Raw genomic sequence first — 22,135 nt, 5'->3', positions numbered from 1 at the left:
CAGGAGAGTGCGCATGTTCCCTTTTTCAGTGACTCATCCTCGTTCGGTCAGCCAGACCGGCCGACAGACGGTGAACAGCGGCTACGAGCTGATTGCCTTTGATGCGGAGAAGCTGAACGTGTTTGCCGCGGAGGTTCGCTACTGCGAGCCTCACTGGCATCCGGCTCCGGAGCTGATTACCGTGCTGGCGGGGCGATTTACGCTCTCTGTCGGCCAGCAGAGCCTGGAGCTTACGCAGGGGGATATGCTGTACATCAATGCCGAAGAGGTCCATTCGCTTAGCGCGGAGGAGGCGGGCAGCCAGCTGGTCACCGTCCAGTTTTCACCCGGCCTGTTTGATGAGCTTCATCCCTCGCCGCAGCTGGACTGGAATACCTGCGGACGATCTTACTCTACGGCAGACAGTGAGGTGCACCTCCGGCTGGCGAGGCTACTGGAACAGCTAATCGATAACCACGCGCCGTTTCAGCGCATCGCGGCGATTTATCTGCTGCTGGATGCGGTCGTCTGCGCCGGAAAGCCGACGCGGCGCGGCGAAAGCTCGCTGCGCGACGAGGCGATGATCAAAAAAGGCATTGATTTTATCAATCAACACTTTGATCAGCCGCTGACCCTGAGCGAGGTCGCCTGCCATAGCGGGATGAGCTACTCCTGGTTTTCGCGGTTGTTCAAAAAAGTGAGCCGCTATAATTTTAAAGAGTACCTGACGCTGGTGCGGCTAAACAAAGCCCGCACTCTGCTGCGCGATACGCGCACGCCAATCACTGAGATCAGCCACAGCTGCGGCTTTCAGGAGCACAAGTCTCTAATTGCCGCCTTTAATAAATACTGCGGCGTCACGCCAACCGAATACCGTAAGCGCTTCGTCTCGCGGCAAAATATTCCCGAAAGCGAGCTGGCGCTGGGGGAGGATTGCCTGTGCCTGCCGCTCAATCATGGGCTGCTCGAGCGGCTGGCCGCTAGTAGTCGATCCCTATCTGCGCCTTGATCCCGGCATCGAAGGCGTGCTTAACCGGACGCAGTTCGCTAACGGTATCGGCCAGTTCGGTAATTTCACGGTGGCAGCCGCGGCCGGTGATAATGACCGTCTGGTGCGCCGGGCGGTTGCGCAGCGCGGTAAGCACCTCTTCCAGAGGCAGGTAGTCGTAGGCCACCATATAGGTGAGCTCGTCCAGCAAAACGAGGTCGAGGCTTTCATCGGCCAGCATTCGGCGCCCGTGCTCCCAGACTGAAAGGCAGGCGGCGGTGTCGCTTTCGCGATCCTGCGTATTCCAGGTAAAACCGGTCGCCATCACCTGAAATTCGACGCCGTGCGGCTCGAGCAGGTTGCGCTCGCCGTTTGGCCAGGTGCCTTTAATAAACTGCACGACGCCGGCTTTTTTACCGTGCCCGACGGCGCGGGTAACGGTGCCAAAAGCGGCGGTGGTTTTGCCTTTACCGTTACCGGTAAACACGATCACGATGCCGCGTTCTTCCTGCGCGGCGGCGACGCGAGCGTCAACTTTCTCTTTTACCCGCTGCTGGCGTTCGCGGTGGCGTTCATCACTCATTGTGCGATTCCTGGTTTGCGGCCCGGCTGGGCGTCAAAAGTCATTCCCGTCTTACGGCGGCTGTCGTCGCCCATCAGCCACAGGTAAACCGGCATGATATCAGCGGGGGTTTTCAATTTTTGCGGATCTTCCGTTGGGAAGGCATTGGCGCGCATTTTGGTGCGCGTGCCGCCGGGGTTGATGCAGTTAACCCGCAGATGACGGCTCTGATACTCTTCGGCCAGCACCTGCATCATGCCTTCGGTGGCGAATTTAGATGCGGCATAAGCGCCCCAGTTGGCGCGCCCCTGACGGCCGACGCTGGAGGAGGTAAAGACCAGCGAACCCGATTCGGATTTAAGTAATAAAGGAAGCAGCGCCTGGGTGAGCATAAAGGTGCCGTTCACGTTTACCTGCATGACCTGCTGCCATACTTCCGGCTTTTGCCGATCCATCGGGCAGACATCGCCCAGCAGACCCGCGTTGTGTAGTACACCGTCGAGGCGCGGATAGTGGATGGCGATCTTCTGCGCCAGCTGTTGGCACTCCTGCGGCGTGCAGGTTAACAGGTCGAGAGTGAACCAGCGGGCGGGAATGCCGCCCGCTTGCTGAATCTCGTGCGCAACGCTGCGCAGCTTCTCTTCATTACGGCCGACCAGGATAACGCTGGCGCTATAGCGGGAATAGGTCAGGGCGGCTTCACGGCCTATGCCATCGCTGGCGCCGGTAACCAGGATGATGCGATCCTGTAACAGGTGACGTTGCGGTTGATAGTGCACGGCGACTCCTCGGGCGATCGGCAGGCGATCGCGCTTGCTATTCGGTATTTCACTTTTGCGCTTTATGCCTGAAAGCGCCCGCTATTGCAATCGGCGAAACGGAAACTCTTCGCGGAATTAATATCTTGCAACGATTTCATCGTCGCTGAAAAAAACAGGAAGGCGCCTCGCACGCGACACAAAGCACAAAGACTTCTCGCCGACGGCTGATGTACACTGTGCGCCAACGTCAGCGGTTTACACAAGGTGAAAACGTGGAATTACTTGCTCAATATGGCCTGTTTTTGGCCAAAATCGCGACCATCGTTGTCGCAATTGCGGTTATCGTCGCCATTATTGTTAACCTGACTCAGCGCAAAAAACAGCGCGGCGAGCTGCGGGTAACCAATCTTAGCGAGCAATATAAGGAGATGAAGGAAGAGCTGGCGGCTTCGTTGCTCGATGGGCCGCAGCAGAAGCTGTGGCATAAAGCGCAAAAGAAAAAGCTCAAGCAGGAAGCAAAAGCGGCAAAGGCGCGGGCAAAGCTGGGAACCCCCGAGCCGGACGCTAAACCGCGCGCCTGGGTGCTGGATTTTAAAGGCAGTATGGATGCCCACGAAGTCAGCAGCCTGCGCGAAGAGATCACCGCCGTTCTGGCGGCGGCAAAAGCGCGCGACCAGGTGGTGATTCGCCTTGAAAGCCCCGGCGGCGTGGTCCACGGCTACGGCCTTGCCGCTTCACAGCTGCAGCGTCTGCGCGACAAACAAATCCCGTTAACGGTCGCGGTAGATAAAGTTGCGGCCAGCGGCGGCTATATGATGGCCTGCGTGGCGAACAGAATCGTCAGCGCGCCGTTCGCTATCCTTGGCTCTATTGGCGTTGTGGCGCAGATCCCCAACATCAATCGTTTTCTTAAGAACAAGGACATCGACATTGAGCTGCATACGGCCGGGCAGTACAAACGTACCCTGACGATGCTGGGCGAAAATACCGAAGAAGGGCGCCAGAAATTCCGCGAAGATCTCAACGATACCCATCGACTCTTCAAAGACTTTGTCCACCGGATGCGCCCTGAGCTGGATATCGAGCAGGTAGCGACGGGTGAACACTGGTATGGCGTTCAGGCGCTGGAAAAAGGCCTTGTTGACGCTGTGGAAACCAGCGATGAACTTCTGCTGGGCCTGATGGACAAGCATGAGGTTATCAGCGTGCGCTACCAGCAGCGTAAGAAAATGCTCGACCGGTTTACCGGCAGCGCGGCGGAAAGCGCCGATAAACTGCTGCTGCGCTGGTGGCAGCGCGGGCAAAAGCCGCTGATGTAAACAAAACAACGCGAGGCATGGGCCTCGCGTTGTCGTATTGGCCCTGCGCGCGGCGGTTAATCCGCCAGGTGATACTTATCAGACAGCTCGTGCGCGAGATATTTAAACATATTGAATACCGCCGTACTCTTCGCCGTTGGCAGACCCTGCTCATCAAGATAAAACTCGCCGCTGAACACCAGCACGCCGTTACGCTGAACGACGTCGGTGGCCTCGATCCCGGCTAACGTATCTTCATGTTCGCGAATGAGTTTATTGGCTTTTTCCAGAAGCGTCTGGCGATCGATGGGTTGGGTTGTACCTTGCATAAATGCCTCCTGTGATTCTTCGCGGCTAGTCTACGCCGCACGGCGACGAGGGGCAAATTTTCCATGGATCTTATGGGGGTAATCGCAGGAGCTTAATAAACATCAGTTTAGTGGCGGGATTTGCTTTTGCATGCTAATAAAGTTGCGTAACGAATTTTATCAGGTACAGTGTGACGCTTTCAGCGATCTGGCAACAGATTTGCTTGACATTCGGCCAAAAATTATTCGTGCTATGTCGCCTGGCAAGAAAAAGCCAGCAAACTCAGCTATCTGGTTTTATGGACCTGAAACCGGTGCAAAGGGTTGATATCCATCGATAACGACGCAACATAGGTTGTGACGTGTCGCCAGTGGATGGTGAATCAATGTGCGATGTATTCCTGGATGAATCAAATTAGGTAAAGGTGAATATGGGTAAAGCTCTCGTTATCGTTGAGTCCCCGGCAAAAGCCAAAACGATCAATAAGTATCTGGGTAATGACTACGTGGTTAAGTCCAGCGTCGGTCATATCCGCGATTTGCCGACCAGTGGCTCAGCTTCCAAAAAGAGCGCCGACTCTACCTCCACCAAAGGGGCTAAAAAGCCTAAGAAGGATGAACGCGGCGCTCTGGTCAACCGTATGGGCGTGGACCCATGGCATGACTGGGATGCGCACTATGAAATACTCCCGGGTAAAGAAAAGGTTGTTTCCGAACTCAAACAGTTGGCGGAAAAAGCTGACCACATCTATCTCGCAACCGACCTTGACCGCGAAGGGGAGGCCATCGCATGGCACCTGCGGGAAGTTATCGGCGGTGATGAACAGCGCTATAGCCGCGTAGTGTTCAATGAGATCACCAAGAATGCTATCCGTCAGGCTTTCGAAAAGCCGGGCGAACTGAATATTGACCGTGTTAACGCTCAGCAGGCGCGCCGTTTTATGGACCGTGTGGTGGGTTACATGGTTTCTCCGCTGCTGTGGAAAAAAATTGCCCGTGGTCTGTCCGCAGGCCGCGTCCAGTCGGTTGCCGTACGTCTGGTGGTTGAACGCGAGCGTGAGATTAAGGCGTTTGTTCCGGAAGAGTACTGGGAAGTTGACGCCAGCACTACGACGCCAGGCGGCGATGCGTTACCGCTGCAGGTGACCCACAGCGGCGATAAGCCGTTCCGTCCGGTGAGCCGTGATGAAACCATGGCAGCGGTTGCGCTGCTTGAGAAAGCCAGCTACAGCGTGCTGGAGCGTGAAGACAAGCCGACCAGCAGCAAGCCGGGCGCGCCGTTTATCACCTCCACGCTCCAGCAGGCCGCCAGCACGCGTCTTGGCTTCGGCGTGAAGAAAACCATGATGATGGCGCAGCGCCTCTACGAAGCGGGGCATATTACCTATATGCGTACCGATTCCACGAACCTGAGCCAGGACGCGCTGAATATGGTGCGCGGCTATATTGGCGATAACTTCGGTAAGAAATATCTGCCGGAAAGCGCTAACCAGTACGCCAGCAAAGAAAACTCCCAGGAAGCGCACGAAGCGATTCGTCCTTCCGATGTCAACGTGCTGGCCGAAACGTTAAAAGATATGGAATCTGATGCGCAGAAACTGTATCAGCTGATCTGGCGCCAGTTTGTCGCCTGTCAGATGACGCCAGCGCAGTACGACTCCACCACCCTGACGGTGAAAGCCGGCGATTTCAAACTGAAAGCGCGCGGTCGTACGCTGCGCTTTGACGGCTGGACCAAAGTGATGCCAGCCCTGCGTAAAGGCGATGAAGATCGTACTTTACCGCTGGTCAACAAGGGCGAAAGCCTGAGCCTGGTCGAGCTGACGCCCGCGCAGCACTTTACCAAGCCGCCGGCGCGTTTTAGCGAAGCCTCGCTGGTTAAAGAGCTGGAAAAACGCGGCATCGGCCGCCCGTCCACCTATGCGTCGATCATTTCGACCATTCAGGATCGCGGCTATGTGCGGGTGGAAAACCGTCGTTTTTATGCGGAAAAAATGGGCGAGATCGTCACCGATCGTCTGGAAGAGAACTTCCGCGATCTGATGAACTACGATTTCACCGCGCAGATGGAAGACCGCCTCGACCAGGTGGCCAACCATCAGGCCGAATGGAAACAGGTTCTCGATAACTTCTTCGGAGACTTCACCTCGCAGCTGCAAACGGCGGAGAAAGATCCGGAAGAGGGCGGCATGCAGCCGAACCCAATGGTTCTGACCACCATCGACTGCCCAACCTGCGGGCGCAAGATGGGGATCCGCACCGCCAGCACCGGCGTCTTCCTCGGCTGTTCGGGCTATGCGCTGTCGCCAAAAGAGCGCTGCAAAACTACCATTAACCTGGTGCCGGAAAACGAAGTTCTCAACGTGCTGGAAGGCGAGGACGCTGAAACCAACGCGCTGCGCGCCAAACGCCGCTGTAAAAAATGCGGCACGGCGATGGACAGCTATCTCATCGATCCTAAGCGCAAGCTGCACGTCTGCGGTAATAACCCGACCTGCGATGGCTACGAGATTGAAGAGGGCGAGTTCCGCATTAAGGGCTATGATGGCCCGATCGTTGAGTGTGAGAAATGTGGCTCTGAAATGCACCTGAAGATGGGGCGTTTTGGTAAGTATATGGCCTGCACCAACGACGAGTGTAAAAACACCCGTAAGATCCTGCGTAACGGGGAAGTGGCGCCGCCGAAAGAAGATCCTGTGCCGCTGCCGGAGCTGCCGTGCGAGAAATCGGACGCCTACTTTGTTCTGCGCGATGGCGCGGCGGGCGTTTTCCTGGCCGCGAACACCTTCCCGAAATCGCGCGAAACCCGCGCGCCGCTCGTGGAAGAGCTGTACCGCTTCCGCGACCGCCTGGCCGAGAAGCTGCGCTATCTGGCCGATGCGCCGCAGCAGGATCCGGAAGGCAACAAAACGATGGTGCGTTTTAGTCGTAAAACTAAGCAGCAGTACGTTGCGTCAGAGAAAGAGGGTAAAGCCACCGGCTGGTCAGCTTTCTATATTGACGGCAAATGGACTGAAGCGAAGAAGTAACTGCTATCACCGGAAATAAGGGCCGCGTCGCGGCCCTTTTTTAACACTGCATGTTGCTGATATCCAAGATTTATTCTGTATCGTCTCTCGCCTTATAACCGACTTATTATTTTTTGTTAGTATCTATACACTGTAGATATAAATGATATAGTGGTTATAGCTAATCTCTTTTTTATTATCTTATCGTCTTATACATCATCGTCTTCAGGATACGTTGTGGCGCCGACACGGCGAGTCGCAGGCTTGGGCGGGGCAATCCGCCCGCCGGCAAGTGACCTGAGCGTAAAATGTATTAAGCGGGTTTATTTTACGTGCTATCGGATATCAGCCATGAAACTACAGCAGCTCCGCTATATCGTTGAGGTTGTTAACCATAATCTGAACGTCTCCTCGACTGCCGAAGGTCTGTATACCTCACAGCCGGGCATCAGCAAGCAGGTTCGCATGCTGGAAGATGAGCTGGGCATTCAGATTTTCGCCCGCAGCGGCAAACATCTCACCCAGGTGACTCCCGCAGGCCAGGAGATCATACGCATCGCTCGCGAGGTCTTATCGAAGGTGGATGCGATCAAGTCGGTGGCGGGTGAGCATACCTGGCCAGACAAGGGCTCCCTGTACGTTGCGACTACCCACACTCAGGCCCGCTACGCGTTGCCGGGCGTGATTAAAGGCTTTATCGAACGCTACCCCCGCGTCTCCTTGCACATGCATCAGGGGTCGCCAACGCAAATCGCCGAGGCGGTGTCGAAAGGCAATGCCGACTTCGCTATCGCGACCGAAGCGCTCCATCTCTATGATGATTTGGTCATGCTGCCGTGCTATCACTGGAACCGCTCCGTGGTCGTCACGCCAGAGCACCCGCTGGCCTCGCGCGAGTCGGTATCGATTGAGGAGCTGGCGCAGTATCCGTTGGTGACTTACACCTTCGGCTTCACCGGTCGTTCCGAGCTGGATACCGCCTTTAATCGCGCTGGCTTAACGCCGCGCATCGTTTTCACCGCCACCGACGCCGATGTGATTAAAACCTACGTGCGTCTGGGCCTTGGGGTAGGGGTGATTGCCAGTATGGCGGTGGATCCGGTTTCCGACCCGGACCTGGTCAAGCTCGACGCCAACGGTATTTTCAGCCACAGCACCACGAAAATAGGTTTCCGGCGCAGCACCTTCTTGCGAAGCTATATGTATGATTTTATTCAACGATTTGCGCCGCATCTGACGCGGGATGTAGTCGATACCGCCGTCGCTTTGCGCTCAAATGAAGATATCGAAGCGATGTTCAAAGATATTAAATTACCGGGAAAATAACCGCAGAAAAAATAATGGCATCCTCTCGGGGATGCCAAAACCTATAATGACCTGAAAATGAATATCTAAACCTCGTCTGAATCACAATTTTCGTTAACTCCTCGTACCACATTTGCAAATATACCTGCCGCGATCAAATTAATGAGCAAAGATATCTTCCGGGAAGCGAATTCACTGGATTAATAGCCAATCCATAATTAAGATTTATCTGTGGTTAGAAATTCTTAGCGATTGGTGGTGAAAAAATGATTAGTGATATCGATTATATGAAGTTTGCGATGTCACAGGAACGTGACAAGACTGAGATAGATCCGGTTTTGAGAAGTAAGGCCTGGAGCGCCGTTATCCTTGGGCTTGCGATGTTCTGGAGCGTCATTGCTCTGGTTGTCTGCAACGTTTGGTTTCTAAGCTAGAGCACCTTCCAGTCAAAATGGTTGTGTCATTTTTATGACAAGTGAAATATTGAGTAATATTCCATCGGATAAAATAGCGGCAATAAGGAGGATATAATTTTTCCCTTTTTACACTCGCTCGATAAATTTACGCTATTGAACTAATCGCCAGAATAATGGCGATTAGTTCTTCTTTGTACTTGTGTACTAATACGCCACGGTCGCCGATACACACCTGTCTTCTTCAATCCTTCTCAATATATCCGCCCTCATTATTCAAATTTCCTGTCTTTATGCGTTAAGCCTATTTTAGCAATTTGGGTTGTTATCAAAATGTTACATCAAAGATGTGTTATCATTTAATAATGACCCTGAGGAGGATCAGGGGATGCTATCCCTAAGGTAAAGGAGGAGCTATGTCGTCAACCCTACGAGCAGCCAGCAAGGATACGCTACAGGTTAAAGATAAAACCTGGCATTACTACAGCTTACCGCTGGCCGCCAAACAACTGGGCGATCTCTCGCGCTTGCCCAAATCGCTCAAAGTGCTACTGGAAAACCTGCTGCGCTGGCAAGACGGTGATTCCGTGACCGCCGAAGATATTCATGCCCTGGCCGGATGGCTGAAGCATGCCCATGCTGACAGGGAGATCGCCTACCGTCCGGCGCGCGTTCTGATGCAGGACTTTACCGGGGTTCCCGCCGTGGTGGACCTGGCGGCGATGCGCGAAGCGGTCAAACGCCTGGGCGGCGATACCGCTAAAGTGAACCCGCTTTCGCCCGTCGACCTGGTGATTGACCACTCGGTCACCGTCGACCGCTTTGGCGACGATGATGCTTTTGAAGAGAACGTCCGACTGGAGATGGAGCGCAACCATGAGCGCTACGTCTTTTTGCGCTGGGGGCAGCAGGCATTTAGCCGCTTCAGCGTGGTACCGCCGGGTACCGGTATTTGCCACCAGGTAAACCTCGAATACCTTGGACGGGCGGTGTGGAGCGAACAGCAAAACGGCGAGTGGGTGGCTTTTCCCGACACCCTGGTCGGCACCGATTCCCATACCACGATGATTAACGGTTTAGGCGTCCTGGGCTGGGGCGTCGGCGGTATTGAAGCAGAAGCCGCGATGCTGGGGCAGCCGGTATCCATGCTAATACCGGACGTCGTCGGCTTTAAACTGAGCGGCAAGCTTCGTGAAGGCATTACCGCGACTGACCTGGTCCTGACGGTGACCCAGATGCTGCGCAAACACGGCGTCGTTGGTAAGTTTGTTGAATTCTACGGCGACGGCCTTGATTCGCTGCCGCTGGCGGACCGCGCGACGATCGCCAATATGTCGCCGGAGTATGGCGCGACCTGCGGCTTCTTTCCGATTGACGCGGTTACGCTTGACTATATGCGCCTTACCGGGCGCAGCGAAGAGCAGGTGGCGCTGGTGGAGGCCTATGCGAAAGCGCAGGGTATGTGGCGTCAGCCCGGAGATGAGCCGGTATTCACCAGCATCCTGGCGCTGGATATGAGCAGCGTCGAAGCGAGCCTTGCCGGACCGAAGCGCCCGCAGGACCGCGTAGCGCTCGGCGATGTTCCCCAGGCCTTTGCCGCCAGCACCGAGCTTGAAGTCAACCACGCGCAGAAAGATAAACGGCCAATCGACTATACGCTCAACGGACAGCAGTATTCGCTGCCTGACGGGGCGGTGGTGATTGCCGCTATCACCTCCTGTACTAACACGTCAAACCCCAGCGTCCTGATGGCCGCCGGCTTGCTGGCCAAAAAAGCCGTTGAGCGGGGTCTGAAACCGCAGCCGTGGGTGAAAGCGTCGCTGGCGCCCGGATCGAAGGTCGTTTCCGACTATCTGGCCCACGCAAAGCTGACGCCCTGGCTGGATGAGCTGGGCTTTAACCTGGTCGGTTATGGCTGTACCACCTGTATCGGTAACTCAGGCCCATTACCTGACCCGATTGAGCGTGCCATCAAGCAGGGCGATCTGACCGTCGGGGCGGTGCTCTCCGGGAACCGCAACTTTGAGGGACGCATTCATCCGCTGGTAAAAACCAACTGGCTGGCTTCGCCGCCGCTGGTGGTCGCCTACGCCCTGGCGGGGAATATGAATCTCGACCTGACCCGTGAGCCGTTAGGCACGGGGAAAGACGGCCAGCCGGTGTATCTGAAAGATATCTGGCCGAGCGGAATCGAAGTGGCGCAAGCGGTTGAGCAGGTATCAACGGAGATGTTCCGCAAAGAGTATGCCGAAGTGTTTGAAGGGACCGCCGAGTGGAAGGCGATAAAAGTGGATCGCTCTGATACCTACGACTGGCAGAATGATTCCACCTACATCCGCCTGTCGCCATTCTTTGATGAAATGGGCGTTGAGCCTAAACCGGTAGAGGATATTCACGGCGCGCGCATTCTCGCCATGTTGGGCGACTCGGTTACCACCGACCATATCTCCCCGGCGGGCAGCATCAAAGCCGATAGCCCTGCGGGCCGTTATCTGCAAAATCACGGCGTCGAACGTATTGATTTTAACTCCTACGGCTCCCGTCGCGGCAACCACGAAGTCATGATGCGCGGGACGTTTGCCAATATTCGTATTCGTAACGAAATGGTCCCCGGCGTGGAAGGGGGGATGACTCGTCATCTTCCGGATACTCAGCCGATCGCTATTTACGATGCCGCCATGCTCTACAAAGAAGAGGGCACGCCGCTGGCGGTGATCGCAGGCAAAGAGTACGGTTCCGGCTCCAGCCGCGACTGGGCGGCTAAAGGACCGCGTCTGCTCGGCGTCAGGGTGGTGATTGCCGAGTCCTTCGAGCGTATCCACCGCTCCAACCTGATTGGCATGGGGATCCTGCCGCTGGAGTTTCCGCAGGGGATGACGCGCAAAACGCTGGGGCTAAACGGCGAGGAGCGGATAGATATCAGCAACCTGCAGGCTTTGCAGCCAGGTATGACGGTGCCGGTCACGCTGACCCGCGCGGATGGTCGGCAGGAAGTGATTGATTGCCGCTGCCGTATCGATACCGCGACGGAGCTGACCTACTATCAGAACGACGGTATTTTGCACTATGTGATCCGCAATATGCTGTAAAGTCGCGTCTGATATAAAAAGGGCCAGCACAGGCTGGCCCTTCATTTTCAACGGCATTACTGACTCAGCAGGTGCCCCATTTTGGCGGCCTTGGTGTCCAGATAGTGGGCATTTTTCGGGTTGCGCCCCACAATCAGCGGCACGCGCTCCACAATATTGATTCCCGCTTCAGTGAGGATCTCGACCTTCTTCGGGTTGTTGGTCAGCAGGCGTACCTGGTCGACGTTGAGCAGCTTAAACATATCTGCGCACAGCGTGAAATCGCGCTCATCGGCGGCAAAGCCCAGCTGATGGTTGGCTTCAACGGTGTCATAGCCTTGATCCTGTAAAGCGTAGGCGCGGATTTTGTTCAGCAGGCCGATATTGCGCCCTTCCTGACGGTGGTACAGCAGGATGCCGCGTCCCTCTTCGGCAATATGCGACAGCGCCGCTTCCAGTTGAAATCCGCAATCACAGCGCAGGCTGAAAAGGGCGTCGCCCGTTAAACACTCAGAGTGTACGCGAGCCAGAACCGGGGATTGCCCCGAAATATCGCCAAAGACCAGCGCGACGTGATCCTGCCCGGTTGCCAGTTCTTCAAAACCCACCATGAGAAAATCGCCCCATGGGGTTGGCAGTTTGGCTTCTGCCACACGTTTAAGCTGCATGTGATTCTCCAGATTCTATCAGCACCTGACTGTGCTTCTGTTTGCCGCTATTTTGCCACAATGGCGCGACGTTCTCCTAATTGCGTAGGGTTACCTGCGCGCAAAGCGCACAAACGAACTACTTTCCGTTATGATATTGAGGTCAATGAAAAGGAGACGAGATGCTGTTGATTGCCAGACGAACCGCCGTTGGCGCGGCCCTGTTATTAATCATGCCCGCTGTGATTTGGATTACCGGCTGGAAATGGCATCCGGGGCTGTCGGCAGGAGCGATGAAGCTGCTGTACTGGATAACTGAAACGGTGACGCAACCCTGGGGGATTATCACGCACGTTATCTTATGTGCCTGGTTTCTGTGGTGCCTGCGTTTTCGTCTGCGAGCGGCGATAGTGCTGTTTCTCATTTTGGCCGCAGCGATACTGGTTGGGCAGGGGATGAAGTCGTGGCTCAAAGACCGCGTACAGGAGCCTCGTCCCTTTGTTATCTGGCTGGAACAGACGCGGCAGGTGCCGGTCACGCAATTCTACGCGTTGAAACGCAAAGATCGCGCTAAACTGGTGCATGAACAGCTGGCGCAAGAGCAGCAGATTCCTAAATTTTTGCGTAAGCACTGGCAAAAAGAGACCGGCTTCGCTTTCCCTTCTGGCCATACGATGTTCGCCGCCAGCTGGGCGCTGCTCGGCGTGGGCTTACTGTGGCCGCGCCGTCGCTGGGTCACCATTGCGCTGCTGCTGACGTGGGCGACGGCGGTGATGGGAAGCCGCCTGGCGCTGGGCATGCACTGGCCGCAGGACCTGATCGTCGCGACGCTGATCTCCTGGCTGCTGGTGACCCTGGCGACCTGGCTTGCCCAGCGGTTCTGCGGGCCGCTATCGCCGCCGGGAGAAGAGGCGCAGGATATTAAAAAAAGGGCGGCAGCGCCGGAATAATGTTGATATTAGCCGTATCAGGCCGCATATCCTTAACGGGTGTCATGCATTTCCATTTCACCGCTGCGGCGAAAATGATACTTTATAGGGCTGAACGCGGGATTTTTTCGCGCAACCCACAGAACGGGAAGTCATGTGAAATATTTTCTTATTTTCTTACTGGTGTTAGCCATCTTCGTCATTTCGGTGACCCTGGGCGCGCAGAATGACCAGTTGGTCACGTTCAACTATCTCCTCGCGCAGGGTGAGTTCCGTATTTCGACGCTGCTGGCCGTGCTTTTTGCTGCCGGTTTTGCTATCGGCTGGCTGATATGCGGCCTTTTCTGGCTGCGCGTTCGCGTCTCTCTGGCGCGCGCCGAGCGTAAAATTAAACGTCTGGAGCACCAGATCGCGCCAGCCAGCGCAACGCCTGCCGAAGCCGGCGTTCCTGCGGTGAAGGAATAATCATTTATGCTGGAGTTGTTGTTTCTGCTTTTGCCCGTGGCCGCAGCCTATGGCTGGTATATGGGGCGCAGAAGTGCACAACAGTCCAAACAGGACGATGCGAGCCGTCTGTCGCGTGATTACGTAACAGGGGTTAACTTCCTGCTGAGCAATCAGCAGGATAAAGCCGTCGATCTGTTCCTCGATATGCTGAAAGAGGACACCGGCACCGTCGAAGCCCACCTTACGCTGGGCAATCTCTTCCGCTCGCGCGGTGAGGTTGACCGCGCTATTCGCATCCATCAGAGCTTAATGGAAAGCGCCTCGTTAACCTACGACCAGCGCCTGCTGGCCGTCCAGCAGCTGGGGCGAGATTATATGGCCGCCGGGCTCTATGACCGGGCTGAGGGGATGTTTAAACAGCTGGTAGACGAGACGGATTTTCGCCTGAGCGCGCTGCAGCAGCTGCTGCAAATTTATCAGGCGACCAGCGACTGGCAGTCGGCGATAGAAGTGGCCGAACGTCTGGTTAAGCTGGGCAAAGATAAGCATCGCGGTGAAATCGCCAATTTCTGGTGTGAACTGGCGCTGCAGCAAATGGCGGGTAACGATCTCGACAAAGCGATGGCGCTGCTGAGGAAGGGCGCCGCCGCGGACCGCAATAGCGCTCGCGTCTCGATCATGATGGGCCGGGTCTGGATGGAAAAGGGCGACTATGCGAAAGCCGTAGAGAGCCTTGAGCGGGTGATTGAGCAGGATAAAGAGCTGGTGGGTGAAACCCTGGAGATGCTGCAAACCTGCTACCAGCAGTTGGGTAAAATCGACGAGTGGGAAGCCTTTTTACGCCGCTGCGCAGAGGAAAATACCGGCGCGACAGCCGACCTGATGCTGGCGCAGATCCTTGAACAGCGGGAAGGTGCCGAGTCCGCGCAAAACTACGTGACTCGCCAGCTGGAGCGCCATCCGACGATGCGCGTGTTCCATAAGCTCATCGACTACCATATCAATGAAGCCGAAGAGGGGCGCGCGAAGGAGAGCCTGGGCGTTCTGCGCCATATGGTGGGCGAGCAGGTCCGCAGCAAACCGCGCTACCGCTGCCAGAAGTGTGGTTTTACCGCTCATACGCTGTACTGGCACTGTCCGTCCTGCCGGTCGTGGTCAACGATTAAGCCCATTCGCGGACTGGACGGGCAGTAAATTTAAAAAAAAAACCGCACTTTAGTTACAACATACTTGTGGGTATTTGCGTCATCTCCTCCAGCTATGGCGCACACGTCGTCCGGCAGGAAGGGAAATGCAGCCTGTTATTTTCGGCTTATCGCAGGTAGAATGCTGCCCGTTTACCTTTTTTGCGCCGAACCGGCGCTCATCAACAATTAAGGTCCGGTCATGACGTCTACTGCTACATCTTCTTCCCGCGTTGTCACATCCTCTCCCATCGTCGTTGCTCTCGATTATGATAACCGTGATAAAGCGCTGGCGTTTGTCGACCGTATCGACCCGCGCGACTGCCGCCTGAAGGTGGGCAAAGAGATGTTTACCCTGCTGGGGCCGCAGTTTGTTCGCGACCTGCACCAGCGCGGTTTTGAGGTTTTCCTCGATCTGAAGTTCCACGATATCCCGAATACCACGGCGCGTGCGGTCGCCGCTGCGGCAGAGCTGGGCGTCTGGATGGTCAACGTTCATGCCTCCGGCGGCGCGCGTATGATGACCGCCGCGCGTGAAGCCCTGCAGCCATTCGGAAAAGAGGCGCCGCTGCTGATTGCGGTCACGGTATTAACCAGCATGGAAGCCAGCGATCTGCAGGATCTGGGGATTACGCTTACTCCGGCTGACTACGCCGCGAAGCTGGCGGCGCTGACCCAGCGCTGCGGACTGGATGGCGTAGTCTGCTCGGCGCAGGAAGCGGTTCGCTTTAAGCAAGAGCTGGGCCAGGCGTTCAGGCTGGTGACGCCCGGCATTCGACCACAAGGTAGCGATGCGGGTGACCAGCGGCGCATTATGACGCCGGAACAGGCGCAGGCGGCGGGGGTTGATTACATGGTGATTGGTCGTCCGGTAACGCAGTCTGCCGATCCTGCCGCCACCCTGCGCGGCATTAACGCATCGTTGAACACGGGGGCATGATGAACGATTCCAACAGCCGTCTGGTGTATTCAACAGACAGCGGCCGTATTGATGAACCCAAACCGGCGCAAGCGCGCCCGAAAGGGGACGGTATCGTACGTATACAGCGGCAGACCAGTGGTCGTAAGGGTAAGGGCGTATGCCTGATTAGCGGTATTGATGAAAGTGACGACGCGCTGGCGAAGCTTGCTGCCGAGCTGAAAAAGAAATGCGGCTGCGGCGGAGCGGTTAAGGATGGCGTGATTGAGATTCAGGGCGATAAGCGTGACTTGCTCAAATCGCTTCTGGAAGCCAAAGGCATGAAAGTTAAGCTGGCAGGCGGTTAATTAATAATAAGGCCACGATAAATATCGTGGCCTTCATTTTTGTGCTGGTGTACTCGTCAGCTAATATAAACTTTCATATTATTGTTCGTGGTTAATATTATTTACCCACCTGGTGGCCGATAATACCGCCGACTGCCGCGCCGCCCAGGGTGCCCAGGGTGCTACCGTCAGTTAATACCGCACCGCCCAGCGCACCGGCGCCTGCGCCGATAGCGGTGTTGCGGTCGCGTTTAGACCAGTTAGAACAAGCGCTCAGAGACATTGCAACAGTGACGGCCAGAACTACCGCGGCCATTTTTTTGTTCATTGAAGTCATCATTTTTTTTCTCCTGAATAATCTATTCATGGATACAACTTCCCTTAAGCATAGCTTGTTACTCTTGCTCAGGGGTTATTCCATGAAGCTTTAGTTGCGCAGGTGTTACTCTAATCACGCAGGTGATAGTTACTCCCTGTTATATCGCTAACATTAATTCTACTTTCTATAAATTTTTCAGGCAGGTAAAAAGTCTGAATTCAGGTGTCAGAAAAGTCTCAGACGATAGCGATGCCGGGCAGCCCCGGCAAAGTAAGAGCAGGATCAGGGGTGGTTAACGATATCGACGGCTAAACCGCATTCGATTAGCTGGCTGCGCACGGCATCATTGAGATTATCGTCGGTGATAATACGGTTAAACCGTTCTATCGGCCCGAGCGGATAGGGATGAACCACGTTAAATTTAGAGCTATCGCTCAGCACAATCGCCTCACAGCCCTTTTCCAGCACCGCGTTAACCACGTCGGCGCGCATCATATCCCGTCCGGTAAATCCGGTTTCAGCCTGCCAGCCGTCAATGCCGATAAAGGCCTTGCTGAAGTGGACCTGCTGAATAAACTGGCGGGTCAGTGGGCCAACCATACTTTCGCTGCGCTTTTGATAAATCCCGCCCAGCAGGATGACTTCTCCGGGCGTCTCTTTCAGCAGATGCGCAATATAGCTGCTGACGGTGATGATGGTGATATCGCCGCGCTCGGCAAGCGTACGGGCGAGCAGGGCGTTGCAGCTCCCGTTCTCGATAAACACCGTTTCTCCGGACGAAACGCGCGTTGCGGCCCGCGCAGCCAGCTCTCGCTTAATGGCGAAGTTGGTCATCATGCGGGTTTCCACATCTTCGCTATCCAGCGGAACGGCGAAGCCGTGAGTACGGCGCAGATAGCTCTGCTTTTCGAGTGAATTCAAATCCTGGCGAATGGTGACTTCAGAGACACCGGTCATCTTCGCGAGATCGGCCACGCTCATACGGCCTTTGTCGATGACCATTTGCAAAATACTTTGTTGTCGGGCGTTCATAGCAACTTCGCAGTTAAGGGCTATTTGGGCGAGCGATCGGCCCTGGGTGGCCGATTGCGGCGATGGAGATTATCAAATTTCCCACGGGGCTTTAGGCTGACCGGGTTTATTTTCCTGTTCGTCGCTGGAAAGCGCCTGCAGCTCAGCTTTGAGGATTTCCAGATTATGGATCGCGGAGTGATAATCCCCGGCAACCAGAATATCCAGCACGGTATCGATTCGTTGGGCGAGCAGGCGGGCATTCAGATCTGACATGGCGTTATCCTGGTTACAAATATGAATAAAATCAATGATGCTAAAAACGGATGAAAAAGAGAAGCGAAAAAAACGCACAAACTAATCCATCTACGATGATTCGTAGGCAACGCGCAGAAAAACAGCTGGAAGGGATAAAAATGCGGCTCCGTTTAAGGGAGCCGCACAGGGCAGTTATCAGGCGGCAGGACGCGCAATCACGCTACGGGTTTCCATACGGACTTCGGCAATCGTCACATCGATAACATCCGTGACTTTGTAGACGACTTCGCCTTTAATCTGCACGGTGCCGTTTTCCTGGCTGCACACCAGCTCATCGCGCACGGCGTGAAGGAACGGCGCCGGGATAAAGGCAACCGCGCCGTTATCAACCAGGCGCACGCGCATGCCGCCGCGGCTGACATCGATAATCTCAGCCGCAAAGCGGGTAGTGGTACCGGCCTGCGGATTCAGATAGCGGGCGTACAGCCAGTCTCCGACATCGCGCTCCGCCATGCGGTTGAGGCGGCGGCGTTCAGCCATTTGTATCGCAACATCATCCTGCGGACGGGAGATCGCTTCCCCTTTAATAATCGCTTTCAGCAGACGATGGTTGATCATATCGCCGTACTTACGGATCGGGGAGGTCCAGGTCGCATAGGCCTCAAGACCGAGGCCGAAGTGCGGGCCCGGCTCGGTGCTAATTTCTGCAAACGACTGGAAGCGGCGAATACGGCTGTCGAGGAAACCGGACGGCTGCGCGTCCAGCTCGCGACGCAGCTTGCAGAAGCCTTCCAGCGTCAGCACTTCCACCGGGTCAACGTGCACGTCGTGCGTCTTCAGTAAGGCCGCGAGCTGTTCGGTGTTGGCCGGATCGAATCCGGTATGCACGTTATAAACGCCGAAACCGAGCTTATCGCGCAGCACGCGGGCGGCGCAGATGTTGGCGGCGATCATTGACTCTTCAACGATACGGTTAGCGATGCGGCGCGGTTCGGCAACGATATCCAGCACTTCGCCTTTTTCGCCCAACACAAAGCGATAATCCGGGCGGTCTTTGAACACCAGCGCGTGGTTTTTACGCCATTCGCTACGACGCAGGCAGACCTCCTGCAGCAGTTTAATTTGCCGGGCGACGGTCTCGCTGTCCGGCTGCCAGCTGCCGTTGTTTTCCAGCCAGTCGGAAACATCATCGTAGGCCAGCTTCGCTTTCGACTCGATGGTCGCCGCGAAGAACTGAATATCGTCTTCGATGGTTCCGTCATCAGCGAGGATCATGCGGCAGGCCAGCACTGGGCGAACCGCGTTGGGGCGCAGAGAGCAGAGGTCGTCCGAGAGCTCGCGCGGCAGCATCGGAATGTTGAAGCCAGGCAGATAGTTGGTAAAGGCGCGAATTTTCGCCGTGTTGTCCAGCTTGCTGCCTTCGGCAATCCAGGCGGTCGGATCGGCGATAGCGACGGTCAGGTGCAGTTTACCGTCAGCGTTCTGCTCGACGTACAGCGCATCGTCCATATCTTCGGTGCTGGCGCTATCGATGGTCACGAAAGCCAGTTCCGTTAAATCGCGGCGTTCCAGACCTTCATCAAGCATCTCGGTCGTCACGCCGTCCGGCGCTTCTTTTTCCAGATTGTGACGCGCCAGGGTGACCCACCATGGTACGAAATGATCGTCGCCGTAGGTAATGTACTGGGTGAGCTCAGCGTAGAAACCACGGTCGCCTTTCAGCGGATGACGGCGCATTTCGGCAACGGCCCAGTCACCCTCTTTAAAATCATGCTCTACGCCGCGCGCGGCGCGGCAGGGAATGGCATCTTTCAGCAGCGGATGGTCAGGAACGATAGAAAGACGATCGTCTTTTTTATGAACTTTGCCGACAAAACGCGTCAGGAACGGCTCAACCAGTTCTTCCGGTTCAGCGCTTTCGCGTTCTTTTTCAGTATTGACCACGGCGATAATACGATCGCCATGCATCACTTTTTTCATTTGCGGCGGCGGAATGAAATAGCTTTTCTGCGAGTCGACTTCGAGGAAGCCAAACCCTTTTTCCGTCCCCTTAACGACCCCTTCAACGCGCGGAGTCTGGGAATGCAGTTGCTGTTTAAGCTGCGCTAGCAGCGGGTTGTCCTGAAACATAATTTCGTATTTTCGTGGCTAAAAGAGCGGCTGACATTTTTACGCGAATATGCCTGCCGCAGCAAGCGCTGTTTCAGCAATTTACGTCTTCTGACCTACATTGCCGAGGGCGATTTTCAGCCGATTCATCCAACCGCACAGCCCGCACCAGGCGAGAAGATCGATAGCCTCGCTGCGGGAAAGCCCGTATTCAGTGAGGGGAGTTAGCTGGGCGGCGCTGAAGCGGTCGGGCGCGCGGGTCAAAAGCTGTACGGATTGTAAAAGCTGGCGCTCAATTGACGGGGTGTCTCCCCATGCCTGGACGCCGGATTCATTACCGCGCAAAGCGTCCGTGAGATCGGCCAAATCTGGACATCGCGAAGCCCAGGCGTTAAAGCAGCTGACGCTGCCATTAATCCGCGCGGCTATCAGCGCCACCTGCGCGGCGAACGGCTGCTGGCCGCTGAGATGGGTCAGAAGCTGTTCCTGTAGCGCCAGCGGAGGTTCCTGGGCCGCCAGCAGCGGAGCCAGTTCGAAAAGGCCTGGATGTTTTTGCCAGTTCGCTAAAAGAGACTGGCGATCATCGTCGGCATAGCGCAAGTCGGAATCGTCAAGCCCTGGCTGCCAATCACTCCCCCTCGTGTCGAAAAGCGCTTCCGGAGCATCTTCCTGCTGCGGCATGCCGGGGATCCAGCGCACCGGGTAGCCCAGCGCGGCATGGAATGCGGCGATAGCGCGAGCCTGGAAGCTGATAAAGCCAATGATCTGATTGATGAGGATAATATCGCGACTGGTCAGCCCAACTTCATCTAGCTGGCTGCGGGAGAGTGCGTTAATCAGCGAAGGAGAGCTCGCGAGCTGGCGTGCGTACTGGGTAATCTGCGCCAGGCGACGGTTGCTCTCGCGCGAGGAGTCCGGACCGGGAAGCGGCGCCAGCCGGGCGGCGTAGTGATTGCACAGGCGCTGTACGCCATAAACCTGGGCGACGGTCAGCGCCGTACTCAGCCGATCGTAGGCGCTAAACGTCTGCAGACGATTAACCGTCACTGACGTGGGGAAGAGGGCATCTGCCAGCCGCCGGGCGGGCGTAAGCCAGCGCGCATGCGCCTCGAGCAGCTCTTCGGGGAGCGTCAGATCGAGTAGAAAACGATCTTCGACGTGGGCGGCTTCTGGGACGAGCGGCAATACATCCACCGGGCAGATTGTTGACTGGGTCTCATGATACCAGTGGTTTTTGCCGTAAACGCGGCGTTGCTCCATGGGCGTTCCTTGTTCGGTATGTGGCAAACCGCCGTTTCGCGGTCATGCTATGCGGAACTATCCTGGCTTAACCCTGGAGCGGGAGAAAATATTGATACGTGCTAACAAATAGCGGATTGGAATAACAGCAGGAAAGCGCGGGGGAAAGAACCCTCCTCACGGATGCGAGGAGGGTGAAGAACTTATTTCAGTTCCAGCTCGTTCATCGCGGCGATGCTGAATCCGCCGTCAACGTGAACGACTTCGCCGGAGATGCCGGCAGACAGGTCGGAGCACAGGAAGGCTGCGCTGTTGCCGACGTCTTCAGTGGTGACGGTGCGACGGATCGGGGTGACCGCTTCGCAGTGCGCCAGCATCTTACGGAAATCTTTAATACCGGATGCCGCCAGGGTACGGATCGGACCGGCGGAGATGGCGTTGACGCGAACGCCTTCCGGGCCCATGGCGTTCGCCATGTAGCGCACGTTAGCTTCAAGAGAGGCTTTCGCCAGGCCCATCACGTTGTAGTTCGGGATGGCGCGCTCTGCGCCCAGGTAGGAGAGCGTCAGCAGGGCGGAGCCCGGGTTCAGCATCCCGCGGCAGGCTTTCGCCATCGCCACAAAGCTGTAGGCGCTGATATCGTGAGCGATTTTGAAACCTTCACGGGTCACCGCGTTAACGTAGTCGCCGTCCAGCTGGTCTGCCGGCGCAAAGCCGATGGAGTGAACGAAACCGTCGAACTTCGGCCATACTTTTGCCAGTTCGGTGAACAGAGACTCGATGCTCTCATCTTCCGCGACATCGCACGGCAGGACGATATTAGAGCCCAGCGCGGCGGCAAATTCTTCCACACGACCTTTCAGTTTGTCGTTCTGATAGGTGAACGCCAGTTCAGCCCCTTCACGGTGCATGGCTTGCGCGATGCCGTAGGCGATGGACAGTTTGCTGGCAAGGCCAGTCAACAGAATGCGCTTACCGGAAAGAAAACCCATAGCTTTTAATCCTTATCGTTATTGCGTATTTTTACTTTAACAATCATTAAGTTAGCGTTGTCATT

The 22,135-nt window shown here is 55.8% G+C and carries 21 protein-coding genes; 11 read left to right on the top strand and 10 right to left on the bottom strand.

The window, feature by feature from the left end:
• The first annotated feature begins 13 nt into the window (after positions 1 to 13).
• A complete protein-coding gene (locus GUC22_RS15160) occupies positions 14 to 988 on the top strand; it encodes a helix-turn-helix transcriptional regulator (RefSeq protein WP_024359429.1) in 975 nt (324 codons plus the stop codon).
• On the opposite strand, the gene cobO is transcribed toward GUC22_RS15160, so the two are convergent.
• Positions 960 to 1,550, bottom strand: coding sequence for a cob(I)yrinic acid a,c-diamide adenosyltransferase (cobO, locus tag GUC22_RS15155; RefSeq protein WP_049086326.1), 591 nt, complete (start codon positions 1,548 to 1,550; stop codon positions 960 to 962). The genes GUC22_RS15160 and cobO overlap by 29 nt on opposite strands.
• Positions 1,547 to 2,308, bottom strand: a complete 762-nt coding sequence (locus GUC22_RS15150) for a YciK family oxidoreductase (RefSeq protein WP_004121257.1) — start codon at positions 2,306 to 2,308, stop codon at positions 1,547 to 1,549. Before GUC22_RS15150 ends, cobO begins: the two co-directional genes overlap by 4 nt.
• Positions 2,309 to 2,562: 254 nt before the next feature.
• Between GUC22_RS15150 and sohB the strand changes: the two genes are divergently transcribed.
• Complete coding sequence (gene sohB / locus GUC22_RS15145; RefSeq protein WP_024359427.1) at positions 2,563 to 3,609, top strand: protease SohB; 1,047 nt, start codon at positions 2,563 to 2,565, stop codon at positions 3,607 to 3,609.
• Positions 3,610 to 3,665: 56 nt separating this feature from the next.
• On the opposite strand, the gene GUC22_RS15140 is transcribed toward sohB, so the two are convergent.
• Positions 3,666 to 3,917, bottom strand: coding sequence for a YciN family protein (locus GUC22_RS15140; protein ID WP_004101388.1), 252 nt, complete (start codon positions 3,915 to 3,917; stop codon positions 3,666 to 3,668).
• Positions 3,918 to 4,327: 410 nt separating this feature from the next.
• On the opposite strand from GUC22_RS15140, the gene topA reads away from it, so the two are divergent.
• The 4 genes from topA to acnA all read left to right on the top strand — a co-directional run bounded on the left by topA (position 4,328) and on the right by acnA (position 11,711).
• Complete coding sequence (gene topA, locus GUC22_RS15135; protein WP_024359426.1) at positions 4,328 to 6,925, top strand: type I DNA topoisomerase; 2,598 nt, start codon at positions 4,328 to 4,330, stop codon at positions 6,923 to 6,925.
• Between the two features lie 330 nt (positions 6,926 to 7,255).
• Positions 7,256 to 8,230: an HTH-type transcriptional regulator CysB gene (gene cysB / locus GUC22_RS15130; RefSeq protein WP_160183607.1), complete on the top strand. Its 975-nt coding sequence runs from the start codon at positions 7,256 to 7,258 to the stop codon at positions 8,228 to 8,230.
• A gap of 245 nt (positions 8,231 to 8,475) precedes the next feature.
• Positions 8,476 to 8,643, top strand: coding sequence for a YmiA family putative membrane protein (locus GUC22_RS15125; protein ID WP_004139526.1), 168 nt, complete (start codon positions 8,476 to 8,478; stop codon positions 8,641 to 8,643).
• Between the two features lie 395 nt (positions 8,644 to 9,038).
• Complete coding sequence (acnA, locus tag GUC22_RS15120) at positions 9,039 to 11,711, top strand: aconitate hydratase AcnA (protein WP_116943796.1); 2,673 nt, start codon at positions 9,039 to 9,041, stop codon at positions 11,709 to 11,711.
• A 56-nt stretch (positions 11,712 to 11,767) separates the two neighbouring features.
• Here acnA and ribA read toward each other — a convergent pair whose 3' ends face one another.
• Positions 11,768 to 12,358 (bottom strand): GTP cyclohydrolase II, encoded by a 591-nt coding sequence (gene ribA / locus GUC22_RS15115; RefSeq protein WP_004139521.1) that lies wholly within the window; start codon positions 12,356 to 12,358, stop codon positions 11,768 to 11,770.
• A 161-nt stretch (positions 12,359 to 12,519) separates the two neighbouring features.
• On the opposite strand from ribA, the gene pgpB reads away from it, so the two are divergent.
• The 5 genes from pgpB to yciH all read left to right on the top strand — a co-directional run bounded on the left by pgpB (position 12,520) and on the right by yciH (position 16,163).
• Entirely contained in the window at positions 12,520 to 13,287 is a 768-nt protein-coding gene (pgpB, locus tag GUC22_RS15110; RefSeq protein ID WP_049086276.1) for a phosphatidylglycerophosphatase B, read from the top strand.
• A 135-nt stretch (positions 13,288 to 13,422) separates the two neighbouring features.
• On the top strand, positions 13,423 to 13,731 hold the full coding sequence (locus GUC22_RS15105; RefSeq protein WP_004139517.1) for a LapA family protein: 309 nt from the start codon (positions 13,423 to 13,425) through the stop codon (positions 13,729 to 13,731).
• Between the two features lie 6 nt (positions 13,732 to 13,737).
• Complete coding sequence (lapB, locus tag GUC22_RS15100; RefSeq protein WP_004139516.1) at positions 13,738 to 14,907, top strand: lipopolysaccharide assembly protein LapB; 1,170 nt, start codon at positions 13,738 to 13,740, stop codon at positions 14,905 to 14,907.
• 192 nt (positions 14,908 to 15,099) lie between these two features.
• Complete coding sequence (pyrF, locus tag GUC22_RS15095) at positions 15,100 to 15,837, top strand: orotidine-5'-phosphate decarboxylase (protein WP_064342508.1); 738 nt, start codon at positions 15,100 to 15,102, stop codon at positions 15,835 to 15,837.
• The gene (gene yciH / locus GUC22_RS15090; RefSeq protein ID WP_004139508.1) at positions 15,837 to 16,163 is read left to right on the top strand and encodes a stress response translation initiation inhibitor YciH; all 327 of its coding nucleotides are present in this window, start codon (positions 15,837 to 15,839) and stop codon (positions 16,161 to 16,163) included. The genes pyrF and yciH overlap by 1 nt, the downstream gene beginning before the upstream one ends.
• A gap of 97 nt (positions 16,164 to 16,260) precedes the next feature.
• Here yciH and osmB read toward each other — a convergent pair whose 3' ends face one another.
• The 6 genes from osmB to fabI form a co-directional block, all read right to left on the bottom strand.
• Positions 16,261 to 16,479, bottom strand: coding sequence for an osmotically-inducible lipoprotein OsmB (gene osmB, locus GUC22_RS15085; protein ID WP_004139496.1), 219 nt, complete (start codon positions 16,477 to 16,479; stop codon positions 16,261 to 16,263).
• Between the two features lie 264 nt (positions 16,480 to 16,743).
• Positions 16,744 to 17,493, bottom strand: a complete 750-nt coding sequence (locus tag GUC22_RS15080; protein WP_024359422.1) for a DNA-binding transcriptional regulator YciT — start codon at positions 17,491 to 17,493, stop codon at positions 16,744 to 16,746.
• A 72-nt stretch (positions 17,494 to 17,565) separates the two neighbouring features.
• The gene (locus GUC22_RS15075; RefSeq protein ID WP_004121231.1) at positions 17,566 to 17,748 is read right to left on the bottom strand and encodes a hypothetical protein; all 183 of its coding nucleotides are present in this window, start codon (positions 17,746 to 17,748) and stop codon (positions 17,566 to 17,568) included.
• Positions 17,749 to 17,925: 177 nt separating this feature from the next.
• A complete protein-coding gene (locus GUC22_RS15070; protein ID WP_131930137.1) occupies positions 17,926 to 19,860 on the bottom strand; it encodes an exoribonuclease II in 1,935 nt (644 codons plus the stop codon).
• Between the two features lie 81 nt (positions 19,861 to 19,941).
• Positions 19,942 to 21,099 (bottom strand): carboxymuconolactone decarboxylase family protein, encoded by a 1,158-nt coding sequence (locus tag GUC22_RS15065; RefSeq protein ID WP_024359420.1) that lies wholly within the window; start codon positions 21,097 to 21,099, stop codon positions 19,942 to 19,944.
• 182 nt (positions 21,100 to 21,281) lie between these two features.
• Entirely contained in the window at positions 21,282 to 22,070 is a 789-nt protein-coding gene (gene fabI, locus GUC22_RS15060; RefSeq protein ID WP_004139494.1) for an enoyl-ACP reductase FabI, read from the bottom strand.
• Positions 22,071 to 22,135 lie beyond the last annotated feature (65 nt).

The sequence above is a fragment of the Klebsiella sp. MPUS7 genome, assembly GCF_009905335.1.
In the GTDB taxonomy this organism is placed as follows: Bacteria; Pseudomonadota; Gammaproteobacteria; order Enterobacterales; family Enterobacteriaceae; genus Klebsiella; species Klebsiella grimontii.
Note: the sequence above shows the minus strand (reverse complement) of the source record. Positions and strands in the feature narration are given on the sequence as shown.

Coding starts and splice junctions, on each gene's coding strand:
- topA (WP_024359426.1), top strand. CDS start 4,328: ATGGGTAAAGCTCTCGTTATCGTTGAGTCCCCGGCAAAAGCCAAAACG.
- pgpB (WP_049086276.1), top strand. CDS start 12,520: ATGCTGTTGATTGCCAGACGAACCGCCGTTGGCGCGGCCCTGTTATTA.
- GUC22_RS15075 (WP_004121231.1), bottom strand. CDS start 17,748: ATGTCAGATCTGAATGCCCGCCTGCTCGCCCAACGAATCGATACCGTG.
- cysB (WP_160183607.1), top strand. CDS start 7,256: ATGAAACTACAGCAGCTCCGCTATATCGTTGAGGTTGTTAACCATAAT.
- cobO (WP_049086326.1), bottom strand. CDS start 1,550: ATGAGTGATGAACGCCACCGCGAACGCCAGCAGCGGGTAAAAGAGAAA.
- lapB (WP_004139516.1), top strand. CDS start 13,738: ATGCTGGAGTTGTTGTTTCTGCTTTTGCCCGTGGCCGCAGCCTATGGC.
- osmB (WP_004139496.1), bottom strand. CDS start 16,479: ATGACTTCAATGAACAAAAAAATGGCCGCGGTAGTTCTGGCCGTCACT.
- acnA (WP_116943796.1), top strand. CDS start 9,039: ATGTCGTCAACCCTACGAGCAGCCAGCAAGGATACGCTACAGGTTAAA.
- yciH (WP_004139508.1), top strand. CDS start 15,837: ATGAACGATTCCAACAGCCGTCTGGTGTATTCAACAGACAGCGGCCGT.
- fabI (WP_004139494.1), bottom strand. CDS start 22,070: ATGGGTTTTCTTTCCGGTAAGCGCATTCTGTTGACTGGCCTTGCCAGC.
- GUC22_RS15070 (WP_131930137.1), bottom strand. CDS start 19,860: ATGTTTCAGGACAACCCGCTGCTAGCGCAGCTTAAACAGCAACTGCAT.
- pyrF (WP_064342508.1), top strand. CDS start 15,100: ATGACGTCTACTGCTACATCTTCTTCCCGCGTTGTCACATCCTCTCCC.
- GUC22_RS15080 (WP_024359422.1), bottom strand. CDS start 17,493: ATGAACGCCCGACAACAAAGTATTTTGCAAATGGTCATCGACAAAGGC.
- GUC22_RS15125 (WP_004139526.1), top strand. CDS start 8,476: ATGATTAGTGATATCGATTATATGAAGTTTGCGATGTCACAGGAACGT.
- GUC22_RS15160 (WP_024359429.1), top strand. CDS start 14: ATGTTCCCTTTTTCAGTGACTCATCCTCGTTCGGTCAGCCAGACCGGC.
- GUC22_RS15065 (WP_024359420.1), bottom strand. CDS start 21,099: ATGGAGCAACGCCGCGTTTACGGCAAAAACCACTGGTATCATGAGACC.
- GUC22_RS15140 (WP_004101388.1), bottom strand. CDS start 3,917: ATGCAAGGTACAACCCAACCCATCGATCGCCAGACGCTTCTGGAAAAA.
- ribA (WP_004139521.1), bottom strand. CDS start 12,358: ATGCAGCTTAAACGTGTGGCAGAAGCCAAACTGCCAACCCCATGGGGC.